The organism is Streptomyces sp. 1114.5 (assembly GCF_003635085.1).
Lineage (GTDB): Bacteria > Actinomycetota > Actinomycetes > Streptomycetales > Streptomycetaceae > Kitasatospora.
On record NZ_RBXE01000001.1, the window covers coordinates 5,004,580 to 5,021,513 of the forward strand.

The 16,934-nt window shown below is 74.0% G+C and carries 16 protein-coding genes and 1 pseudogene; 7 read left to right on the plus strand and 10 right to left on the minus strand.

Annotation, left to right across the window (positions count from 1 at the left end):
- Window positions 1-41: 41 nt before the first annotated feature.
- Together BX285_RS22185 and BX285_RS22190 are read right to left on the minus strand one after the other, a co-directional pair.
- The gene (locus BX285_RS22185; protein WP_121176726.1) at window positions 42-530 is read right to left on the minus strand and encodes an SRPBCC family protein; all 489 of its coding nucleotides are present in this window, start codon (window positions 528-530) and stop codon (window positions 42-44) included.
- Complete coding sequence (locus tag BX285_RS22190; RefSeq protein ID WP_121176728.1) at window positions 527-988, minus strand: helix-turn-helix transcriptional regulator; 462 nt, start codon at window positions 986-988, stop codon at window positions 527-529. Before BX285_RS22190 ends, BX285_RS22185 begins: the two co-directional genes overlap by 4 nt.
- Before the next feature lie 181 nt (window positions 989-1,169).
- Between BX285_RS22190 and BX285_RS22195 the strand changes: the two genes are divergently transcribed.
- The 3 genes from BX285_RS22195 to BX285_RS22205 all read left to right on the plus strand — a co-directional run bounded on the left by BX285_RS22195 (window position 1,170) and on the right by BX285_RS22205 (window position 4,687).
- A complete protein-coding gene (locus BX285_RS22195) occupies window positions 1,170-2,600 on the plus strand; it encodes a Fic family protein (protein ID WP_121176731.1) in 1,431 nt (476 codons plus the stop codon).
- 172 nt (window positions 2,601-2,772) lie between these two features.
- On the plus strand, window positions 2,773-3,573 hold the full coding sequence (locus tag BX285_RS22200; protein WP_121176734.1) for a ScbR family autoregulator-binding transcription factor: 801 nt from the start codon (window positions 2,773-2,775) through the stop codon (window positions 3,571-3,573).
- Between the two features lie 268 nt (window positions 3,574-3,841).
- A complete protein-coding gene (locus tag BX285_RS22205; RefSeq protein WP_121176736.1) occupies window positions 3,842-4,687 on the plus strand; it encodes a putative protein N(5)-glutamine methyltransferase in 846 nt (281 codons plus the stop codon).
- Window positions 4,688-4,779: 92 nt separating this feature from the next.
- Here BX285_RS22205 and BX285_RS22210 read toward each other — a convergent pair whose 3' ends face one another.
- On the minus strand, window positions 4,780-5,208 hold the full coding sequence (locus BX285_RS22210) for a PPOX class F420-dependent oxidoreductase (RefSeq protein WP_121176739.1): 429 nt from the start codon (window positions 5,206-5,208) through the stop codon (window positions 4,780-4,782).
- Between the two features lie 123 nt (window positions 5,209-5,331).
- Here BX285_RS22210 and BX285_RS22215 point away from each other — a divergent pair, with 123 nt between their 5' ends.
- A complete protein-coding gene (locus tag BX285_RS22215) occupies window positions 5,332-5,835 on the plus strand; it encodes a DinB family protein (RefSeq protein ID WP_097239590.1) in 504 nt (167 codons plus the stop codon).
- A gap of 90 nt (window positions 5,836-5,925) precedes the next feature.
- On the opposite strand, the gene BX285_RS22220 is transcribed toward BX285_RS22215, so the two are convergent.
- From BX285_RS22220 to BX285_RS22230, 3 genes are all read right to left on the minus strand, one after another.
- Window positions 5,926-7,332, minus strand: coding sequence for a pyridoxal-dependent decarboxylase (locus BX285_RS22220; RefSeq protein WP_121176741.1), 1,407 nt, complete (start codon window positions 7,330-7,332; stop codon window positions 5,926-5,928).
- A gap of 204 nt (window positions 7,333-7,536) precedes the next feature.
- Window positions 7,537-10,497 carry a poly(A) polymerase gene (locus BX285_RS22225; protein WP_121176744.1) on the minus strand — a complete coding sequence of 987 codons (2,961 nt, stop codon included), beginning with the start codon at window positions 10,495-10,497 and terminating at the stop codon, window positions 7,537-7,539.
- Window positions 10,497-12,347, minus strand: coding sequence for an RNA ligase family protein (locus BX285_RS22230; RefSeq protein WP_121176746.1), 1,851 nt, complete (start codon window positions 12,345-12,347; stop codon window positions 10,497-10,499). Before BX285_RS22230 ends, BX285_RS22225 begins: the two co-directional genes overlap by 1 nt.
- Before the next feature lie 129 nt (window positions 12,348-12,476).
- Here BX285_RS22230 and BX285_RS22235 point away from each other — a divergent pair.
- Window positions 12,477-12,731 (plus strand): annotated as a pseudogene (locus BX285_RS22235) (helix-turn-helix domain-containing protein); the annotation flags it as partial.
- Here BX285_RS22235 and BX285_RS22240 read toward each other — a convergent pair.
- On the minus strand, window positions 12,641-13,111 hold the full coding sequence (locus BX285_RS22240; RefSeq protein WP_310794228.1) for an MFS transporter: 471 nt from the start codon (window positions 13,109-13,111) through the stop codon (window positions 12,641-12,643). The pseudogene BX285_RS22235 and the gene BX285_RS22240 sit on opposite strands and share 91 nt — an antisense overlap.
- A gap of 223 nt (window positions 13,112-13,334) precedes the next feature.
- Between BX285_RS22240 and BX285_RS22245 the strand changes: the two genes are divergently transcribed.
- Window positions 13,335-14,021 (plus strand): trans-aconitate 2-methyltransferase, encoded by a 687-nt coding sequence (locus BX285_RS22245; protein ID WP_183107136.1) that lies wholly within the window; start codon window positions 13,335-13,337, stop codon window positions 14,019-14,021.
- Complete coding sequence (locus tag BX285_RS37470) at window positions 13,964-14,116, plus strand: hypothetical protein (RefSeq protein WP_183107137.1); 153 nt, start codon at window positions 13,964-13,966, stop codon at window positions 14,114-14,116. Before BX285_RS22245 ends, BX285_RS37470 begins: the two co-directional genes overlap by 58 nt.
- A gap of 67 nt (window positions 14,117-14,183) precedes the next feature.
- On the opposite strand, the gene BX285_RS22250 is transcribed toward BX285_RS37470, so the two are convergent.
- Genes BX285_RS22250 through BX285_RS22260 form a run of 3 tightly spaced genes read right to left on the minus strand, consistent with a single transcriptional unit; the run spans window position 14,184 to window position 16,763 of the window.
- Window positions 14,184-14,999 (minus strand): amino acid ABC transporter ATP-binding protein, encoded by an 816-nt coding sequence (locus BX285_RS22250; RefSeq protein ID WP_121176751.1) that lies wholly within the window; start codon window positions 14,997-14,999, stop codon window positions 14,184-14,186.
- Entirely contained in the window at window positions 14,992-15,825 is an 834-nt protein-coding gene (locus tag BX285_RS22255) for an amino acid ABC transporter permease (protein ID WP_121176754.1), read from the minus strand. The genes BX285_RS22250 and BX285_RS22255 overlap by 8 nt, the downstream gene beginning before the upstream one ends.
- A 47-nt stretch (window positions 15,826-15,872) precedes the next feature.
- Window positions 15,873-16,763 carry an ABC transporter substrate-binding protein gene (locus BX285_RS22260; protein ID WP_121176755.1) on the minus strand — a complete coding sequence of 297 codons (891 nt, stop codon included), beginning with the start codon at window positions 16,761-16,763 and terminating at the stop codon, window positions 15,873-15,875.
- Window positions 16,764-16,934 lie beyond the last annotated feature (171 nt).

Consider the following 16,934-nt stretch of genomic DNA (forward strand, 5'->3'; position numbering starts at 1 on the left):
TGACCCCCGGGCCTGCCGGGGGCGGTGGGTGACCGGGTGCGTCAGGAGCCCGCGAGCAGGGCGTCCAGCTTGCGGTAGCCCTCGACCACCCCGTGCTCCATCCCGCTGGCCAGGATGGCGTCCCGGGCCGCCAGGCTGTCGACCACCGACAGCACGGTGACGCGGGTACGTCCTTCTCCGGCCGGCTCGAAGGTCGCGGTGTCCAGCGAGACGCCGTCCGGCACGCCCTCGAAGGTGAAGGTCTGGACGAGCCGGGTGGTCGGCCGGACTTCGTGGAAGGAACCGTAGAAGGCGGCGACCTCCTGCCCCTCGCGGTGCATCGAGTAGCGGTAGCGCCCGCCGGTGCGGGCCTCCCAGGTGTCGATCTTCATGTCGAGGTCCTGCGGCCCGAGCCACTGGGCGACCAGCTCGGGCTCGATCCAGGCCCGGAACACCCGCTCCTGCGGGGCGTCGAACTCGCGGACGATCCGGATGGTGGGCAGCTGCGGGTCCGCCTCGATCCGGGTCTCACGGCCGGTGGTGGACGTCATGACGGGACTCCTTCGTTGTGCTCGTGTTCGCCTTCGGTGCGTTCGGTTCGGTCGCTGTCCATGTCGCTGCCGGACTCGACCTCGGATTCGGTCTGGGACTCGACCTCGGATACGGCCTCGGACTCGGCCTCGGCCTCGGCGAGGTCCGCGAGGAGGGCGTCCAGGCGGCTGAACCGCTCCTCGGCCTGCCGCCGGTACCGCTCGATCCAGGTCGTCATCAAGTCGAACACCTGCGGTTCCAGGTGGCACGGCCGGCGCTGCCCGTCCCGGCTGCGGCTCACCAGCCCGGCCTCCTCCAGCACCTTCAGGTGCTTGGACACGGCCTGCATGGACATCGCATAGGACTCCGCCAGCTCACCGACGGTCGCGTCCCGGACCGACAGCCGGGCCACGATGTCCCGGCGGGTCGGATCCGCCAGGGCCACGAAAGCCCGGGACAGCTGGTCGACAGCCACCATGCACCCCTGTTCATCCTCAACCGATTGGTTGAGGACAACGCTACGCCGCCCCGCCTGCATGTTCAACCGTTCGGTTGAGGAAGTCCGGTCGCGCTGCTCTGCTGCTCCCCCTCGACCCCCGCCCCCGCCCCCTGGCGAAATGGTGTGAACCGGCGCCAAGGCGGTGTGGCAGGCTTGGCCGGTGATTCTGGAACTGGCCCCCCACAAGCTGAGCTGGGGCGAAGTGGACCCGGCCCGTCACCCGTTCGACGGCGGGTCGGTCGAGCAGGTGGTGCACGGACTCGGACCGGCTCGGCGGGTGCCCTGCGGGGTCGGAGTGCCGGAGGACAGCTCCGCGGACATCTCCGTGCGGCTCGCCTGGAGCCGGAACGTCGCCCGGCCCTGGGCCGACGCCATGTCGTACGCGCTCGCGGAGCACTACGGCCGCTGGATCGTCGGGTGGCGCTGGGCGGTTGGCGAAGGGGACTTCGACGGCGGGCCGGTTGCGAGCTGGTGCTGCCCGACACACTCGGTCTCGACCCCCGAGGAGACCCTGGAGCGGGTCGTCGCGGCGGTCCGCGAGTGGCGCCAGTGGCTGGAGAGCCTGGCCGAACTCTTCGACGCGCACCCCCTGGACCCGGCTGTCCTCGCGGATCAGCGGATCCTGTGGCAGCACGCCGCCCGGGACCTGATCCGGCACGTCGCGGACCGCACGGGAGGCGGCAGCGGCTGGTACGGGCACTGCCGCCAGGTGCTCACCTGGTTCCTCGACCGCTGGGGCGTCGCCTCCGACGTCGCTGACGAGTTGGCCGGGCAGGCGACCGACGGGCGGTTCAGCAGCTGGACCAGCCCCGACACCGTCGTGGTCGAGGACGTCGCGGAGCGGCTTGCCGCCTCCCTGCAGCCGTCCCACCTTGACGGCGACCGGCCCGCCGCCGACCTGCCGGACCACCTGGAGCGCTGGCTCGCCGTGCGCGCGGCCGTCGCCTGGCCGGAGCCTTCGGCCGACGCCGGGGGCGGGCCGGTGATCCCGACGCGCGACGGCGCCGCCGAGTCCGTCGAGGCCTTCGACCGGGCCGTCGACGCCGCCCGCGCAGACGGCCTGCTCGCGGCCCTCGCCCGGCTCCGCGCGGACGCCGCGCGCGGAGCGGTGCTCGACGTCGAACTGCTCCGCGGCTGGCAGCAGCACGTCCTGGGCACCCCGCAGCCGCCGCCGTTCCGCACCTTGCCCGCCTTCGCCAAGGGCGGCCGGGAGCGGTACGGCATCGCCCCCGACACCCGGGCCCGCCTCGACGCCTGCCTCGCCGAGAGCGCGGCCGGGGTTGCCGGCGGCGCTCTCGGCGAGGCAGGCGGACGGCCGCTCCCGCTGATCGCCCGCGCCGCGCGTGCCTACCTCGACGTCTGCTTCTTCCACCCCTTCGACGACGGCAACGCCCGTGCCGCCTTTCTGACCCTGGTCTTCGTCCTCGCCCGCGAGGGCGTCGCCCTCGGCGACGTCAGCCTCCTGCGCAGCGTCAGTTTCCAGGCCGACGAAGCGGAGGACCCGGCGATCCTCACCCGGTACGTCGACACCCACCTTCGGGAGACCCGCCGCAACGCCGCCACGGCGAAGGCTCAGGTCTGCTCGGAGTAGATATGAAACCGATCGTTCGGTTTCTTTGAGGGGAAAGCTCCGGCGTGATGGGCAGCGGATAGGGAGTGACCAGGCGATTCGCCGATCGCGCCTTGTCGCTTGCGGGCGCGGCGCAGCTAAGATACGGGGTGTTTGGTTTGGTTTTCCCGGGGCTCAGGGTGGGGTGGTTGCGGTGGTACGGCAGGAGCGGGCGATCCGGACACGGCGGCTGATCCTGGAGGCGGCGGCCGCGGTCTTCGACGAGTTCGGGTACGAGGGGGCGACCATCGGTGAGGTGGTCTCCCGGGCCGGTGTGACGCGGGGTGCGGTCTACTTCCACTTCGCGTCCAAGCGGGAGCTTGCGCAGGGCGTGGTGGAGGAGCAGTTCGCCCAGGACGGAGTCCCCGAACGGAACTGCAAGCTCCAGGAGTTCGTGGACACCGGGATGGTCGTCGCGCACCTGATGCCTCGTGACCCGCTGCTGAGCGCGGGCGCCCGGCTGTCGCTCGGGCAGGACGTCTCCGGTGACCTCGGCGGCGGCGCGATCCCGGGATGGATCAGCCGGATGGAGACGCTGCTCGTCGCGGCCGGCGAACGCGGGGAACTGCTGCCGCACGTGGTCCCGGCGGACACCGCGTGGCTGATCATCGCGGCGTGGACGGGAGTTCAGATCCAGTCCCAGAAGCTCTGCGGCCGGGCGGACCTGGAGCTGCGGGTGTCCGGTCTGTTCCAGCACCTGATGCCGAGCATCGCGGTGCCGGGCGTGCTCGGTTCGCTGCAGATGGGTCCGACGCGTGGCGCCCAGGTGGCCGCGGAGGTCGCGGCGACCCGGGCGGCGGAGCCGTCCGGCCGGGAGGACGGCGAGGAGGACGGCGGGGAGCACGGTGAGGCGCCGGTCGCGGAGTCGGGGGAGCCGCAGGCCGAGGGGCAGTCGACGTCGGACGCGCAACCGGGGTCGGGGAGGCGGTCGCGGGCGCGGGTCGGCGTGGGCTGATCGGGCCGCCAAGGCGTTGATGGGATTGTCTGATCATCCCCGCCCGGCGGTGCGGTAGGGTGGTCGGAGCCGATGATGACCGCGACTTGAGGGAGGTGAGACCCGTGAACGGAATGTCCGAGCGGGCGCTCCCGGAGCGCGGCCGTGCGGGCGCCCCACGCGCGTAGCGTGGGTGGCGCGCCGACGCGGTGTCGGCCCTTGCGGGAGCCCTGACGGAGTCGTTCCTCCTCCTTCGTCCGTCTCCTCCCGTCTTTCCTGAGGGGTTCTCTTGCCGGTCTTCTCCTCCGCCGCCCTCCGCTCCACCGTGATCTCCCGCCTGCGCGCCGCCGGTTGCGTGTTCGCCGAGGACGAGGCGCGGATCCTGCTCACCGCCGCCTCCACGCCCGCCGAACTGGCCGCCATGGTCCGTGCCCGCGGCGCCGGCCATCCGCTCGAACACGTCGTCGGCTGGGCCGAGTTCGCCGGTCTGCGGATCGCCGTCGACCCCGGGGTCTTCGTCCCGCGCCGACGCAGCGAGTTCCTGGCCGCCGCCGCGACCGCGCTGACCGGCCCGCCGACCCTGCGACTGCGGGGCCTGCCGGACGGGCCCGGCGGGCCCGGCGGGCCCGGCACGGTGGTGCTCGACCTGTGCTGCGGCAGCGGCGCCCTGGGCGCCGCCGTGGCGGCCGGGGCCGCGCACCCGATCGAACTGCACGCCGCCGACATCGACCCGGGCGCGGTCCGCTGCGCCCGCCGCAACCTGGCCGGGACCGGGGCGCGGGTGTACCAGGGCGACCTGTTCGCCGCCCTGCCCGCCGCACTGCGCGGGCGGGTGGACGTGCTGATCGCCAACGTCCCGTACGTCCCGACCGGCGACCTCGCCCTGCTGCCGCCCGAGGCGCGGCTGCACGAGGCCAGGCCCGCCCTGGACGGCGGTGCGGACGGCCTGGACGTGCTGCGCCGGGTGGTCGCCGAGGCGCCGCAGTGGCTCGCGCCGGGCGGGTCACTGTTGTTCGAGACCAGCGAGCGGCAGGCGCCGACGGCCCTGGCGGTCACCCGGGCGGCCGGGCTGGCGGCGGTGGAGGGCCGGCATGAGGACCTGGACGCCACGGTGGTCACCGCAACGCTGCGCTGAACCGCGCCCGCCGCCCCGGCCCCGCCGGCTCGGGCCCCGCCGCTCGGGCTCCCGCCTCGGCCGCCTCTCGGGAGGCCCGAAGTGATCGGAGCTCAGATGCGGGTGCCGTACACGTGGTCGACCGGGATGGTGAGGAGCACCCGGCGGTCGGAGACCATCGCCTCGCGGTACTCCGCCCAGTCGGGGTGCTCCCCGGCCGCGCGGCGGTAGTAGTCGACCAGCGCCTCGACCTCCGGGCCTTCCGGGTCGCTGCCCGGTCCGGTCAGGGTGGCGACGCCCTCGGCGGTGACCCAGGACCGTCCGTCCGGCGAGGTCACCTCCAGGCTGACCCGGGGGTCGCGGCGCAGGTTGGCCGTCTTGGCCAGGCCGTCCCTGGTGGAGACCAGGATGCTGTTCGTCTCGCGGTCGTAGAACGGCAGGACGGGGGAGAGTTGGGGCCGGCCGTCCGCCTTGATGGTGGCGAGGATGCCCAGGCGGCTCTGCGCGAGCAGCGCGTACGGGTCGAAAGATGTGGCGGTCATGGGAGCATCATCGGCCTTCACACCGGTGTGAAGGTCAAGGCGCGGCAGGTGTGTTGCGCGGAGGGCCGCCCACGACCGGCCGTCCTGGGCGGCGATGTCAGTGGTGGCTGGTACGGTCCGCGCATGAGCAAACGAGTGCCCTTCACGGGTGAGGAGAAGGAAAGCCTCCAGGCGGCGCTGGACCGGCACCGCGATGCGGTGCTGTGGAAGCTGGAGGGCCTGGACGACGAGCAGCTGCGCCGGCCGATGACGCCGTCGGGGACGAACCTGCTGGGGCTGGTGAAGCACCTCGGCGGTGCCGAACTCGGATGGTTCCGGGGGACGTTCGGGCGGGAGATGGGGCCGCTCCCGTTCGACATCGAGGCCGACGACTCGTCCGACATGCGGGTGGAACCGCACGAGTCGACGGCCGACGTCCTCGCGTTCTACGCCCGGGCACGGGCCGGGGCCGACGAGGTGATCCGGGAGCTCGCCCTGGACGACCTCGGGACGTCCTGGTCGGGCAACACCGTCTCGCTGCGCTGGGTGCTGATCCACATGACCACGGAGACCGCCCGGCACGCCGGACACCTGGACATCCTGCGGGAGTTGATCGACGGCGCGACGGGGGACCACGACCGGAGCTGACACGGAGCTTTCTCGGAGCTGACCGGGTCGCCTCGTCAGGTGAGGGCGTGGCCCTGAGCGGCGGTCAGGCCGCTCGGACCGGTCAGAGAGTCAGGCGGTCAGCTTCCGGACGGCCTGTGCCAGCGCCTCCGAAGCCCGCCGGACATCCGCCTCGGTGGTGCGCCAGTTGCTGAACGCCGCGCGCAGCGCGGGCCGACCGGCGTAGCGGGTGGGAGTGACGAAGGCCTCCTCGGCGAGCTCGGCGGCGAGCGCGGTAAGGAGCTCCGGCGTCGGGTCCGTCTCCAGGGTGAAGCAGACCACGTTCAGCCGGACCGGGGCGAGCAGGCACAGACCGTCGATCCGCTCGACCGCCGCGCCGAACGCCCGAGCGCCCGCCACACAGCGCTCCACGATCTCCCGGTGGCCGGAGCGGCCGTACGCGCGCAGCGTGAACCAGGCGGCGAGGGCGCGCAGCCGGTGGGAGTTCTCCGGGGTGAGGTGGACCAGGTCGGGGCGCTCGCTCAGCGGGCCGAGGTAGGCGGCGGCGTTCTGGAAGACCCGGGCCTGCAGGTCGGGGCGGCGGGTGAACTGCACGGCGCTGTCGTAGGGCACGTTGAGCCACTTGTGCAGGTCGATGCAGACCGAGTCGGCGAGGTCCAGGCCGGCCACCAGCTCCGCGTGCTCCGGCGTCAGCGCGGCGAAGGCCCCGAACGCGGCGTCCACGTGCAGCCAGAACCCGTACCGCTCGCGCAGACCGGCGATGGCGCGCAGGTCGTCGAAGTCCACGGTGTTGACGGTGCCCGCGTTGGCCACCACGATGCACGGCCCGTCCGCCGCGGCCAGCTCCCGCTCCAGGGCCGCCACGTCCACCGCCTCCCGGCCGCCGGGCAGGACGGGCACCGCCCGCAGCGCCGTTCGGCCCAGGCCCAGTACCGACAGCGCCTTGGAGACGCTGGAGTGCGCGCTGCCTGACAGCACCCGGACCCGGCCCAGCGCGGCCGCCCCGTCCTCGGCGACGTCCACGCCGAGCCGCTCGCCCAGCCACTCGCGGGCGATCGCCAGCCCGACCGTGGTCGACATCGTCGCGCCGCTCACGAAGGTCCCGTGGTGCGCCTCCGACAGCCCGAACAGCTCGCGCAGCCAGCCGACCGTCTCGCGCTCCAGGTGCTGACCGGTCGGGTCCAGCGAGGAGTTGGAGTTCTGGTCGAAGGTGGCGGTCAGCCAGTCACCCGCCAGCGCCGCCGGAGTCGCACCGCCGGTCACGAATCCGAAGTACCGCGGCCCGGCACTCGCCGACAGCCGGGGTTCCCACCGCTCGCCGAACTCCGCCAACGCCGCCCGCAGGCCGCCGCCCGCCTCCTCGAACGCCGTTGGCCCGAGGGCTCCGCCGCGGGGCGGGGCCGCCTGCGGGACGACGGGGCGCTCGTCGAGGCCGTCGAGGAAGGCGAGGGCCTGCTGCCGGGTCTCCTCCAGGAGTTCGGGCAACCGCGCGAGATCGGAGGCGAGTTCGGGGTGCATGCGGGTTCTCCGTTGATCGACTTCGCCCGAGACTAACCTGCGTCGGGCCCGCTGTCCCGGGCCAATCTGCTGCGATTGGCCTGGTGGCGAGGTGGAATCAGGCGTGGTCGGCGAACGGGAAGGGGGCTTCCGGGAGGTGTCGGTGCCGGTCGCCGTGGCGAAATCTGCCCGCGGATGTCCAGGAGTCCGGGTTGGAGCGGGAGTTCAGCGGGTGAGGGTCGGGACCGCGCCTCCGTCGAGGTGTTGGACGTGGACGCCGGGTAGGTGGCGCGACCAGGCGGTGGCGATCGGGGCGAGTCGGTCTGCGGTGAGTGGTGCGGGGCCGAGGCCGATGGGGAAGTGGGTACGGCCGTCGGGCGTCCGGTAGGGGTGGGGCCAGGCGTGCAGGTGGGTGCCGCCGGCCTCCTCCAGGGCGGCCAGCAGGGCGCGGAGGCGGCCGCGGACCAGGCCGACGGACTCCTCCTGGGCGGCGACCACGGCCCAGGAGGCACGGCGGCGGTGGAGCGGGGGAGGGGCGAGCAGGGCGGGCCAGGGGTCGGCGCTCTCCGTGGCGAGCTCCCAGGCGCGGTAGAGCTCCTCGGCGAGCAGGTCGCGGGTGTCGGCGCCGACCTGAGTGGTGCAGCTGCGGACGGGGGAGGAGGGAGTGAGGACGGCGAGCGAATCCTGGTGATCGACCACCGGATGATCGCCCACCGGATGATCGAGCACCGGGTCACCTGTGAGGGAGATCGGTTGGCGCCAGTCCCAGTCCGCCCAGGTCTCGGTGAACTGCCGGAACAGGTCGCCGCCGGTGTCACCGCCGCCCGTGTCCTCGGCGTCCAGGACCGTCCGTGCGGCCAGCACCGACCAGGCGAGCGAGGGGAGTTGGCCGAACGGGGCGGAGTCCAGGCCGCGCGCCCGGGCCCAGGATTTGACCTGGCGGGCCAGCCGGACGAAGCGGTCGTGCCGGTCGCCGAGTGCCGCCAGGATCGCCTCGGCGTCCGTGACCGCGCTCAGCGCAATGGCCTCCGCTTCGCCCAACTCGCCACGGCGGGCGACGGCTTGGGCCGGGTCGAGCGAGCCGGTGAAGACGACCACGAGGTCGACGGAGAGGCCGTCCGCCTCCAACCGCAGCCCCGGTACTCGGGCGCCGCGCACCTCCCGCAACTGCCGGGCGTCCGGCAGGGCGGCTGCCACCCGGGCGCGGACGCCGGGCAGGTCGCCCGGGCCGGGCAGAGCCGCGACCAAGTCCAGGTCGGCGCCCTCCAGTTGGCAGCCGAGCCGCCGCGAGCCGACGACCCGGACCGAGCCGTCCGGCAGCGCCGAGGCGATCCGCTCGGCCAAGCCTGCAGCGGCAGCCGTGCGTGGACCGGGCTCGGGTCGAGTCGAGACGGTGGACTCCTCGGGTACCTGGCGCACCTCGCCGCTCCCCAATGCGATCACCGCGCGCGGCCGCATCGGCTCGGAGCCCCGGCGGGAGAGCACCACCAGCTCGCCCACCCGGGCCGAGAGCCCGGTGAGCCGGGCCGCACAGTCGGCGGCCACCCGCTGCGGGTCGGTGCTGCGCCCCAGGGTCAGGTGCGGGGTGAAGCCCTCCGCGCGGCCACGGCAGCGGGGGAAGCGGGGTTCCAGCGCATGCCGCAGCGCCGCCCAGGGCTCGGCGGAGGCGGCGGCCGGGTCCAGCCAGACGGTGGCGTCCTCGCGGTGGCCGAAGGTGTGCACGCCGTCCAGCCGCGCGGTGAACGGGGACACCTCGGCGGCGGCCGCGCCCAGCAGCGGCAGCGCGCGGTCGAACTCGGCCTCCGGGACGAAGCCGAACAGCAGGTTGACGTGCGGCGGCCAGCGGTGCAGCTGCGGGTCGTGCGCGGCGCGCAGCCGCTGGATCGGCGGCCACAGCTCCTCGGGCGGCAGCCAGGCGACGGCGGTGCGGGCGGTGGGCGCGGCGTCGAGGACGTCCGGCGTTTCACCGGCGGCCGAGGCCGAGGCCGCGCTCGCTCCGCCGAGGGCGAGGTCCACCGCCACGCCGTAGTGGTCGGAGGGGTGCAGCCCGTCGGCGGTCGGCCGGTCGCCGAGCAGTACGGCGGCGGTGACCCGGAGGCCTTCGCTCCCGAGGCCGTCGCCGTCGCTGCCGGTGGCGTCGGCGCGGTACAGGACGCGGTCGATGCGGCCCGGGCGGCCGGTGAGCGAGGAGACCGCGGCGAGCGGGTTGGCCGTCGGATCGAAGGTGGGGGTGTCGTCGGACGGGCCGTGCACCTGCGTCCAGGTGTCCCGCAGGCCGAGCGCGGCGGCCGGACCGGCGGGTCCGGAGCGGGCGTCGTTGAAGTCGCCGAGCAGCAGGAGCTCGCCCTCGACGCCGGCCAATCCCTCGGCCAGCCGGGCGAGTTCGGCCGCACGGCGGGCCGGGCCGTCCGTCGAGTGGTCGCTGCTGAGGTGGACGGCGGCAACGGTCAGCGGCGCCCCGGCGGCCTGGACGGTGATCGCGGTGACGGCTTTGTGCGGGCCCAGTGCGTGCCGCCCGGCCTCCAGCACCGGCAGCCGGCTGAGCAGCAGCAGGCCGTGCTCGTCGACGTCCCGCCCGAGCGGATCGGTGCCGAGCGTGTACCCGGCGCGGACCCAGGGTGCGTCCAGCAGCAGGGCGACCAGGCCCGGCTCGACCTCCTGCAGGGCGATCACGTCGGCGTCGGCGGCCGCCAGGGCGGCGAGGAGCAGCGGGCGGCGACGGGCGGTGGCGATCCGGTCGGCGTCGTAGCGGTCCCACAGGGTGTTCCAGGTGACCACGCGCAGGTTCACCGCCGCCTCGGCCGCGCCCGGTACGGTCCGGGCCCCGGCGGCGTCACCGGCAGCACCGGCATCCCCGGCGTCGACAGCCCGCCAGCCGCCGTCCGGGCGCCAGGCGTGCGGGGCCGTCGCCGTGAAGAAGGGCGAGCGCAGGCGGCGCGGACGGGTGCGGCGCCCGGCCTCGGTGGTGTCGAGCAGGTCCACGCCCGAGTCGCGGTCCCAGACCACGACGCCGTCGGCCTCGACCCACCGCACCCGGTGCCAGGGGATGTCGCCGGAGGCGGCGAAGGCCTCCAGCGGGACGCGCTCGTGGCGGTCGTCGCGCTGGCGCACGCCCAGGGTGAACCGGGTCGGGTCGAAGCGGGCGTCCCAGCGGATGCGCTGGCAGATCTGTTCGATGGGACGCATCAGTCCTCCTCGGCGTCGAGCGTGCCCGCCGTGTCTTCCACGGTGCCACCGGCGCCGACGTACCAGGTGCGGTGCGCCTGGCCGGGGTAGGGCGGGCTGAAGCGGTGGAGCTGCGCGCGGAGCACGTCGGCCGGCACCGGGTGCGGCCGTACGACGTTGCGGCGCAGCAGTTCGTCCTCGTCGACGACCAGCACCACCTGGGTGATCAGGGCGTCGCGGCGCTGGGCGACGGCGTGGACCTGGGAGCGCTGTTGGCGGTTGAGCGAGGTGGCGTCCCAGACGACGACGGGCCGGCCGGTCCCGCCCGAGCCGGTGCCGCCCGAGCCGGTGCCGCCATATCCGGTGCCGCCAACCCCGCTCCCGTCCGGCCCGCTTCCGCCCGCCCCGGCGAGGGCGGCGTCCAGCCGGGCCAGGCCCTCGCGCAGCACCACGGCGTTGTCGCGCTGGTCGGCGCGCGAGCCCCGCGCGGCGCGCAGGTCGTCCAGGCTGATCCGGGCGCCCACACCGCCGAGCCCGGCTGCGAAGGTGCTCTTGCCGCTGCCGGAGGGGCCGCTCAGGTGGACCAGCCGGGGGAAGCGGCCGTCCCGCAGACGCCAGGTGGCCGCGACCGCCTCCTCGGCGGTGGAGATCCGGCCGAGCGCGTACGCCTCGCGGGCCTGCGCCCAGCAGCGGTCGGCGGCGTCCCGGTCGAGGTCTGCCAGCGCCTCGCGCAGGCCGGAGCGGAGCCGGGCGAGCGGGGCCTGCGGTGAGTCGTCGAGCAGCCCGGCGTCCTCGGCGTGCAGCGCGGACCAGGCGACCTGCTCGCGCTCCGCCCGCCCGGGGGCGGTCGCGGCGGCGACGGCGTGCAGCACCCCGAGGTCGGCGGCGCAGGAGAGCCGGACCAGCCCGGCGCGGCGGTCCTCGTCCGGGTACGGCTGGTGCAGGCCGGGATGCAGCCCGACCAAGTCGGCGACCCGGCGGGCCAGCGGCAGGCCGAGCGGCCCGGCCAGCCGCGCGGCCAGCGACGGTCGGCGTTCGGTGCGCAGGGCCGTGGCGAGCACCCCGGCCAGCCGGGCGTCCCCACCGCGGCCGAGCTCGTCCAGCCGGGCCGCGACCTCGGCCACCTCCTCCACCAGGGCCTCCGCCGACTCCGCGGGCGGGCAGCTGAGTTCGGGCAGACCCAAAGCGGCTGCCAGGGCGGGGAGTTCGGGTAGTGCGCCGGACCGTACGGACCAGAGTGCGGCGTTCGGGCCGAGCTCGTTCTCGGCCACGGCGGCGTGCATCCAGTGCGTGTCGGTGCGCACGTGCTGCGGGCGGACCCACTTGGCGACCCGCTCGCCGAACTCGGCCCGGGGGAAGCCCCGGACGGTCCGGACGACGTACCCCTCCTGCCGGTCCAGGTCCAGGTCCGACCGCAGGGCGCGCAGGGCCCGTTCGTCGTAGCGGCCGCGCCACAGCACCCGCGGCGCCGGGACGCCGAGGCGGCGCAGGAAGCGGACGGTGTCGTCCCAGTCCAGGCAGTGGTCCCGGTCCGTCCACACCGAGAAGCCGTAGAACCAGCTCTCCAGATCGGTGTACGGGATCGAGTGCCGGGCGAACAGGTTCTCGCCGCAGATCCGCCAACCGTCCGGGATCCGCCCGCCGATCCGGCCCTGCAGACCCTTCACCCAGGCGCGGGACGGGTGGTGGGCCGAGTCCAGCGAGCGGGCGTGCAGCCCGTCGCGGTAGAGGGTGGTGTTCTCGCCGTCGAGCTTCTCGGTGACGACGACCTCGGCACCGGCCAGCGCGGTGAGGTCCCCGGTCCGTACGTCGTCCGCCGCCGCACCCGGTGACCAGGGCAGATGCGGAGTCCGGGGGTAGTGCACGCGCATGTCCGGCTCCCGTGAACGTCAGTGATCCGGCGGACACTGTAGGAGCGTCCGCGCAGGCCGGGCCACCGAATAACCTCCCGGGCCGTCCTGCCGCCCCACACCCCCGGACGCGCGGCGATACTGAGGTACATGGCCGAATCGATCATGCCCCCGAACAGCCTCGGCGACTACCTTCGGGCCCGGCGGGCGCTGGTGTCGCCCGCCGAGGCGGGCCTGCCCGCGACCGGGCGCCGACGGGTGCCGGGGCTGCGCCGGGAGGAGGTCGCCGAACTGGTCGGACTCAGCACCGACTACTACGTGCGCCTGGAACAGGGCCGCGCCGACCGCCCGTCCGGCGAGGTGCTCGACGCACTCACGGCCGCACCCGAGGCGAGCACCGCAGCCGCCCCGCAGCCCTGGACGGGCCGGGCCGCGTCGACCAGCACCATCGACGGCGCGAGCGCGACCAGCAGCGACATCGCCCCGACCAGGGCGATCCCGGCCAGCAGCATCCGCCGCCGCCCGTACCGGTCGGCCAGGCTGCCGGCCGCGAGCGGCAGCGCGGCGAAGCCGATGTTGAAGGCGTTGAGCATCCACTGCGCGCTGCCGACCGAGGAGCCCAGATCGGCGGCCATGACGGGCAGGGCCACGGCAGCCCCGGTCACCGAGAAGGGCAGCATCAGCGCGGAGGAGGCGACGGCGATGACGGTGGGGCGGAAGCGCTGCCCGTCGCCGGCCGGGGGCGCGGGGGAGGCGGACGTACGGTCCGGGGAGGTGGTGGTCATGCCGTAGATCGTTCGCGAGCGCCGAGGCCACAGGAAGGGAACGCCGTTCCCTGGGAACCGCAGTCCCACCCTCCGCGCGCCGCACGCCACCCGCCCGCCGCGCCGCTCGCCCCGCCGAACGCGCCCACCGGGCGACACGCGGGCAGGAACGTCCCTGCGCCCGTACCGTCCGCCGACACGGTGCAATGTGCCCGCCCGACACGTCGTCAGAGGGAGGCCACCGGTGCAGACGAGGACGAGGGACGCGGACCCGGTCCGCGTACTGGACGTGACGAGTGCCGACTACCGCCGGGCGTTCGAACTCTTCCTCGCCGGGACGGACGAAAAGCCCGTCACCCACGCCCGGTTGAGCGAACTCGTCGCCGCCCTGCCGCGCCGCCGGGTCCTGCTGGACCTCGGTGCCGGCGACGGCCGCACCACCGCCCACCTGGCCCGTTCCTTCGACCGTACGGTGGCGGTCGAGCCCAGCGCGGCGATGCGCGAGAAGCTCGCCACCACCTGCCCCGAGGCCCTGGTCCTCCCGGACCGGCTCGACCGGGTCCGGCCGCCCGAGCCGGCCGACCTCGTCCACCTCTCCCACGTGCTCTACTACGTCCCCGAACCGGAGTGGCCGGCCACCGCCACCCGCGCCCTGGACTGGACGGCGCCCGGCGGTACCCTCCTGGTCGTCCTGCAGAACCCCGAGAGCCCCTGCATGCGGATGGCCGGCCACTTCACCGGCGTCCGCTACGACCTGGCCCCCTCGCCGAGCTCCTGCGCGAGCGCCACCCGGCCCACGACTACGCCCTCGAAACCCTCGACCTCCACTACCGCACACCCCACCTCGCCGAGGCGGTGGACGTCGCCGAGTTCATGGTCAACGTCGCCGACCTCGCCGCCCTCGACCCCCGCCCCACCCGCGCCGCCCTGACCGCCTACGTCCGGCAGCACTTCACCCGCCCCGACGGCGGCTACGCCATCGGTCACACCCAGGACATGCTGATCGTCCGCCGTTCCCCGTCCTGATCCGCCATTCCCCGTCCTGATCCGCCGCTCCCCGTCCTGAGCGGCGGGGACCCGGTCAGGGCACATCTCAGAGCACGTCCGACAGGAACTGCCGCAGCCGCGGGCTCCGCGGTGCGTCGAAGACCGCCTCGGGCGGGCCGGACTCGACCACCACTCCGCCGTCCATGAAGGCGACGGCGTCGGACACCGAGCGGGCGAAGCCCATCTCGTGGGTGACCACCACCATGGTCATGCCCTCGCGCCCGAGGTCGGCCAGCAAGGACAGCACGCCCTTGACGAGTTCCGGGTCCAAGGCGGAGGTCACCTCGTCGAAGAGCATCACCCGGGGCTCCATGACCAGGGCGCGGGCGATCGCCACCCGCTGCTGCTGTCCGCCGGACAGCCGCGCGGGGCGCACCTCGGCCTTGTGCCGCAGTCCGACGAGGTCGAGCCGGCGGCGCGCGGTCTCGGTCGCCTCCTCACGGGAGAGCCCCCGGAGCTTGCGGAGCGGAAGCGTGAGGTTGCGCAGGACGCTCAGGTGCGGGAAGAGGTTGAACTGCTGGAAGACCATGCCCACCTGTCGGCGCAGCAGGTCGGGGTCGCGGTGCAGGACGCTCTCGCCGTCCAGCAGGACGTCGCCGCGGTCGGGCTCCAGCAGCCGGTTGACCGTCCGCAGCAGCGTGGACTTGCCGGAGCCGGACGGGCCGATGACGGAGAGCGTGTGCCCCTTGGGGACGTCGAGGTCCACGCCGCGCAGGATCGGGGTGCCGCCGAGGGACAGGTGGAGGTCACGAGTGGCCAGGCTGACCGGCGAGAAGGTCCTCCCGGTCCCGGTCCCGGTGCTGGTGCCGGTTCCGGTGCGGGGGCCGGTCGGCGCGCTGTCGGTGGGTCGCGGGTCAGACACGCGCCGCTCCTTCGGGTGCGGGGGAGGAACCGGGCACCGACGGTGCCTCGGGGGCGGACGTCCCGGCGGTCCGTTCGCCGTCCCCGCGCCGCTCGTTCCGCGGTCGGCGCCCGTTCCTGAGTTGCCGTCCGTTCCTGAGCCGTCGGTCGATCACGTTGACCAGGTGCGTCAGCGGCACGGTGAGGAGGAGGTAGAACAGCCCGGCGAGCACCAGCGCGGACTCGTTGCCGGTGGTGGCGGCGGAGTCCTGGCCGATCCGGAAGAGGTCGCGCTGATCGGCTGTCAGGCCGAGGAAGTAGATCAGGCTGGAGTCCTTGATCAGGGCGATGAGCTGGTTCACCCAGGCCGGCAGCACCCGTCGGACGCCGAGCGGAATGATGATCAGCCGCAGCGCCGCGGCGTGCGAGAAGCCGAGCGCGCGGGCCGCCTCGAACTGGCCGGCCTCCACGCTCTGGATCCCGGAGCGGAAGATCTCGCCGAAGTAGGCGGCGGCGATCAGGGAGAGCGCGAGGACTCCCAGCGGGTAGGGGTCCGGGCCCCAGATCTGCATCCCCTGCGGGGCCAGCCCGACACCGATCAGCAGGATGGTGACCGCGGCCGGAAGACCGCGGAACACGTCGGTGTAGACCCGGGCCGGCCAGCGCAGCCAGCGCGTCCGGGCGATGCCGGCCACGGCCAGCAGCAGTCCCAGCACCGTGCCGATGACTGCCGAAGTCACCGCGAGGATCAGCGTGTTGGGCACGCCGGTGGTGAGCAGGTCGGAGATCGCGGAGCGCATCGATCCCCAGTCGAAGAACGTCTCCGCCAGCGTGCCCAGCTGGTCCACGTCGGCCTCCTTGTCGTCCGGGTCGTGTCGGTGGGTGGGGGAGTGGGTCAGGGCGTCGCGGAGGCGGCGGCCGGTGCGGCGCCCGTGGCCGGGGCCGCCGCCTGAACCGGCGGGAATGCGGTCGTGCCGCTGCCGGGCTTGAAGCCGTCCGGCACCGGCCGGCCCGGGTAGTACTGCTCCTGGAGGCGGGTCCACGTGCCGTCCGCGATCACCTCCTCAAGTGCCTTGTTCAGCGCGGCGAGCAGCTGCGGGCGGTCCTTGGCGACGGCGAAGGCGGTCGGTGCGGGGCTGAGCTGCTTCTGCGCGAGGACCACCTTGCCGCCGCTGTCCTGTGCGCTCTTCTCGCCGATCTCCGCGGGCGAGATCCAGGCCTCGGCCGTCCCGGCCTTGAGCTGGTTCAGCGCGCCGTTGTAGTCGGGCACCCGCACCGGGTTGAGGTTGTTCTTGGTGGCGTAGTCGTCCTGGACGGTTCCCTGGACGACCACGACGCGCTTGCCGGCGAGCTGGTCGAAGGCGGTGATCGGCGAGCCGGCGGGGACGTCGAGCCCGAAGTACCCGAAGTCGTACCCGTTGGTGAAGTCCACCGTCTTCTTGCGGGCCTCGGTCACGGTGATGGACGAACTGCCCACGTCGAACTTGTGGTTGGCGACCTGCGACAGCAGGGAGGAGAAGTCCGTCGAGGCGAACTCCACCTTGAGGCCGGTCTTGGCGGCGACGGCGGTGAACAGGTCGTTGTCGAAGCCGGTGAACTTGCCGTCCTTGAGGTACACGTTCGGCGGTGCATCCGAGAGGGTGCCGACGCGAATCGTCCCCGGCACCGACAACTGGTACGGATTGTCGGAGGACTTGGCCGCCGAGGAGGTCCCGCCGCAGGCGGTGAGCGAGGCGAGGGAGGCGAGAGCAGCGAGAGCGGTGACGAGAATCCGGCGCGGACGCATGGAGGCTCCAGACTTGGTGATGGTGAAGGGAAGCACGCCGACCGGCCGGGCCCCGGACACCCGGGAACGGGGCGGGGCGGGGGGCGGCGGGCAGCAGCGCACAGCCGCACGGATCGGTGCGGATGCGGAAGGCGACAAACAGAACGCGAACCGAACGCGAAACAGAACGCG

What these genes read in the sequence shown, in the direction of transcription:
- BX285_RS22185 (WP_121176726.1), bottom strand. Translation starts at nt 530, where the DNA reads ATGACGTCCACCACCGGCCGTGAGACCCGGATCGAGGCGGACCCGCAG.
- BX285_RS22190 (WP_121176728.1), bottom strand. Translation starts at nt 988, where the DNA reads ATGGTGGCTGTCGACCAGCTGTCCCGGGCTTTCGTGGCCCTGGCGGAT.
- BX285_RS22210 (WP_121176739.1), bottom strand. Translation starts at nt 5,208, where the DNA reads ATGACCGCCACATCTTTCGACCCGTACGCGCTGCTCGCGCAGAGCCGC.
- BX285_RS22215 (WP_097239590.1), top strand. Translation starts at nt 5,332, where the DNA reads ATGAGCAAACGAGTGCCCTTCACGGGTGAGGAGAAGGAAAGCCTCCAG.
- BX285_RS22220 (WP_121176741.1), bottom strand. Translation starts at nt 7,332, where the DNA reads ATGCACCCCGAACTCGCCTCCGATCTCGCGCGGTTGCCCGAACTCCTG.
- BX285_RS22225 (WP_121176744.1), bottom strand. Translation starts at nt 10,497, where the DNA reads ATGCGTCCCATCGAACAGATCTGCCAGCGCATCCGCTGGGACGCCCGC.
- BX285_RS22230 (WP_121176746.1), bottom strand. Translation starts at nt 12,347, where the DNA reads ATGCGCGTGCACTACCCCCGGACTCCGCATCTGCCCTGGTCACCGGGT.
- BX285_RS22240 (WP_310794228.1), bottom strand. Translation starts at nt 13,111, where the DNA reads ATGACCACCACCTCCCCGGACCGTACGTCCGCCTCCCCCGCGCCCCCG.
- BX285_RS37470 (WP_183107137.1), top strand. Translation starts at nt 13,964, where the DNA reads ATGGTCAACGTCGCCGACCTCGCCGCCCTCGACCCCCGCCCCACCCGC.
- BX285_RS22260 (WP_121176755.1), bottom strand. Translation starts at nt 16,763, where the DNA reads ATGCGTCCGCGCCGGATTCTCGTCACCGCTCTCGCTGCTCTCGCCTCC.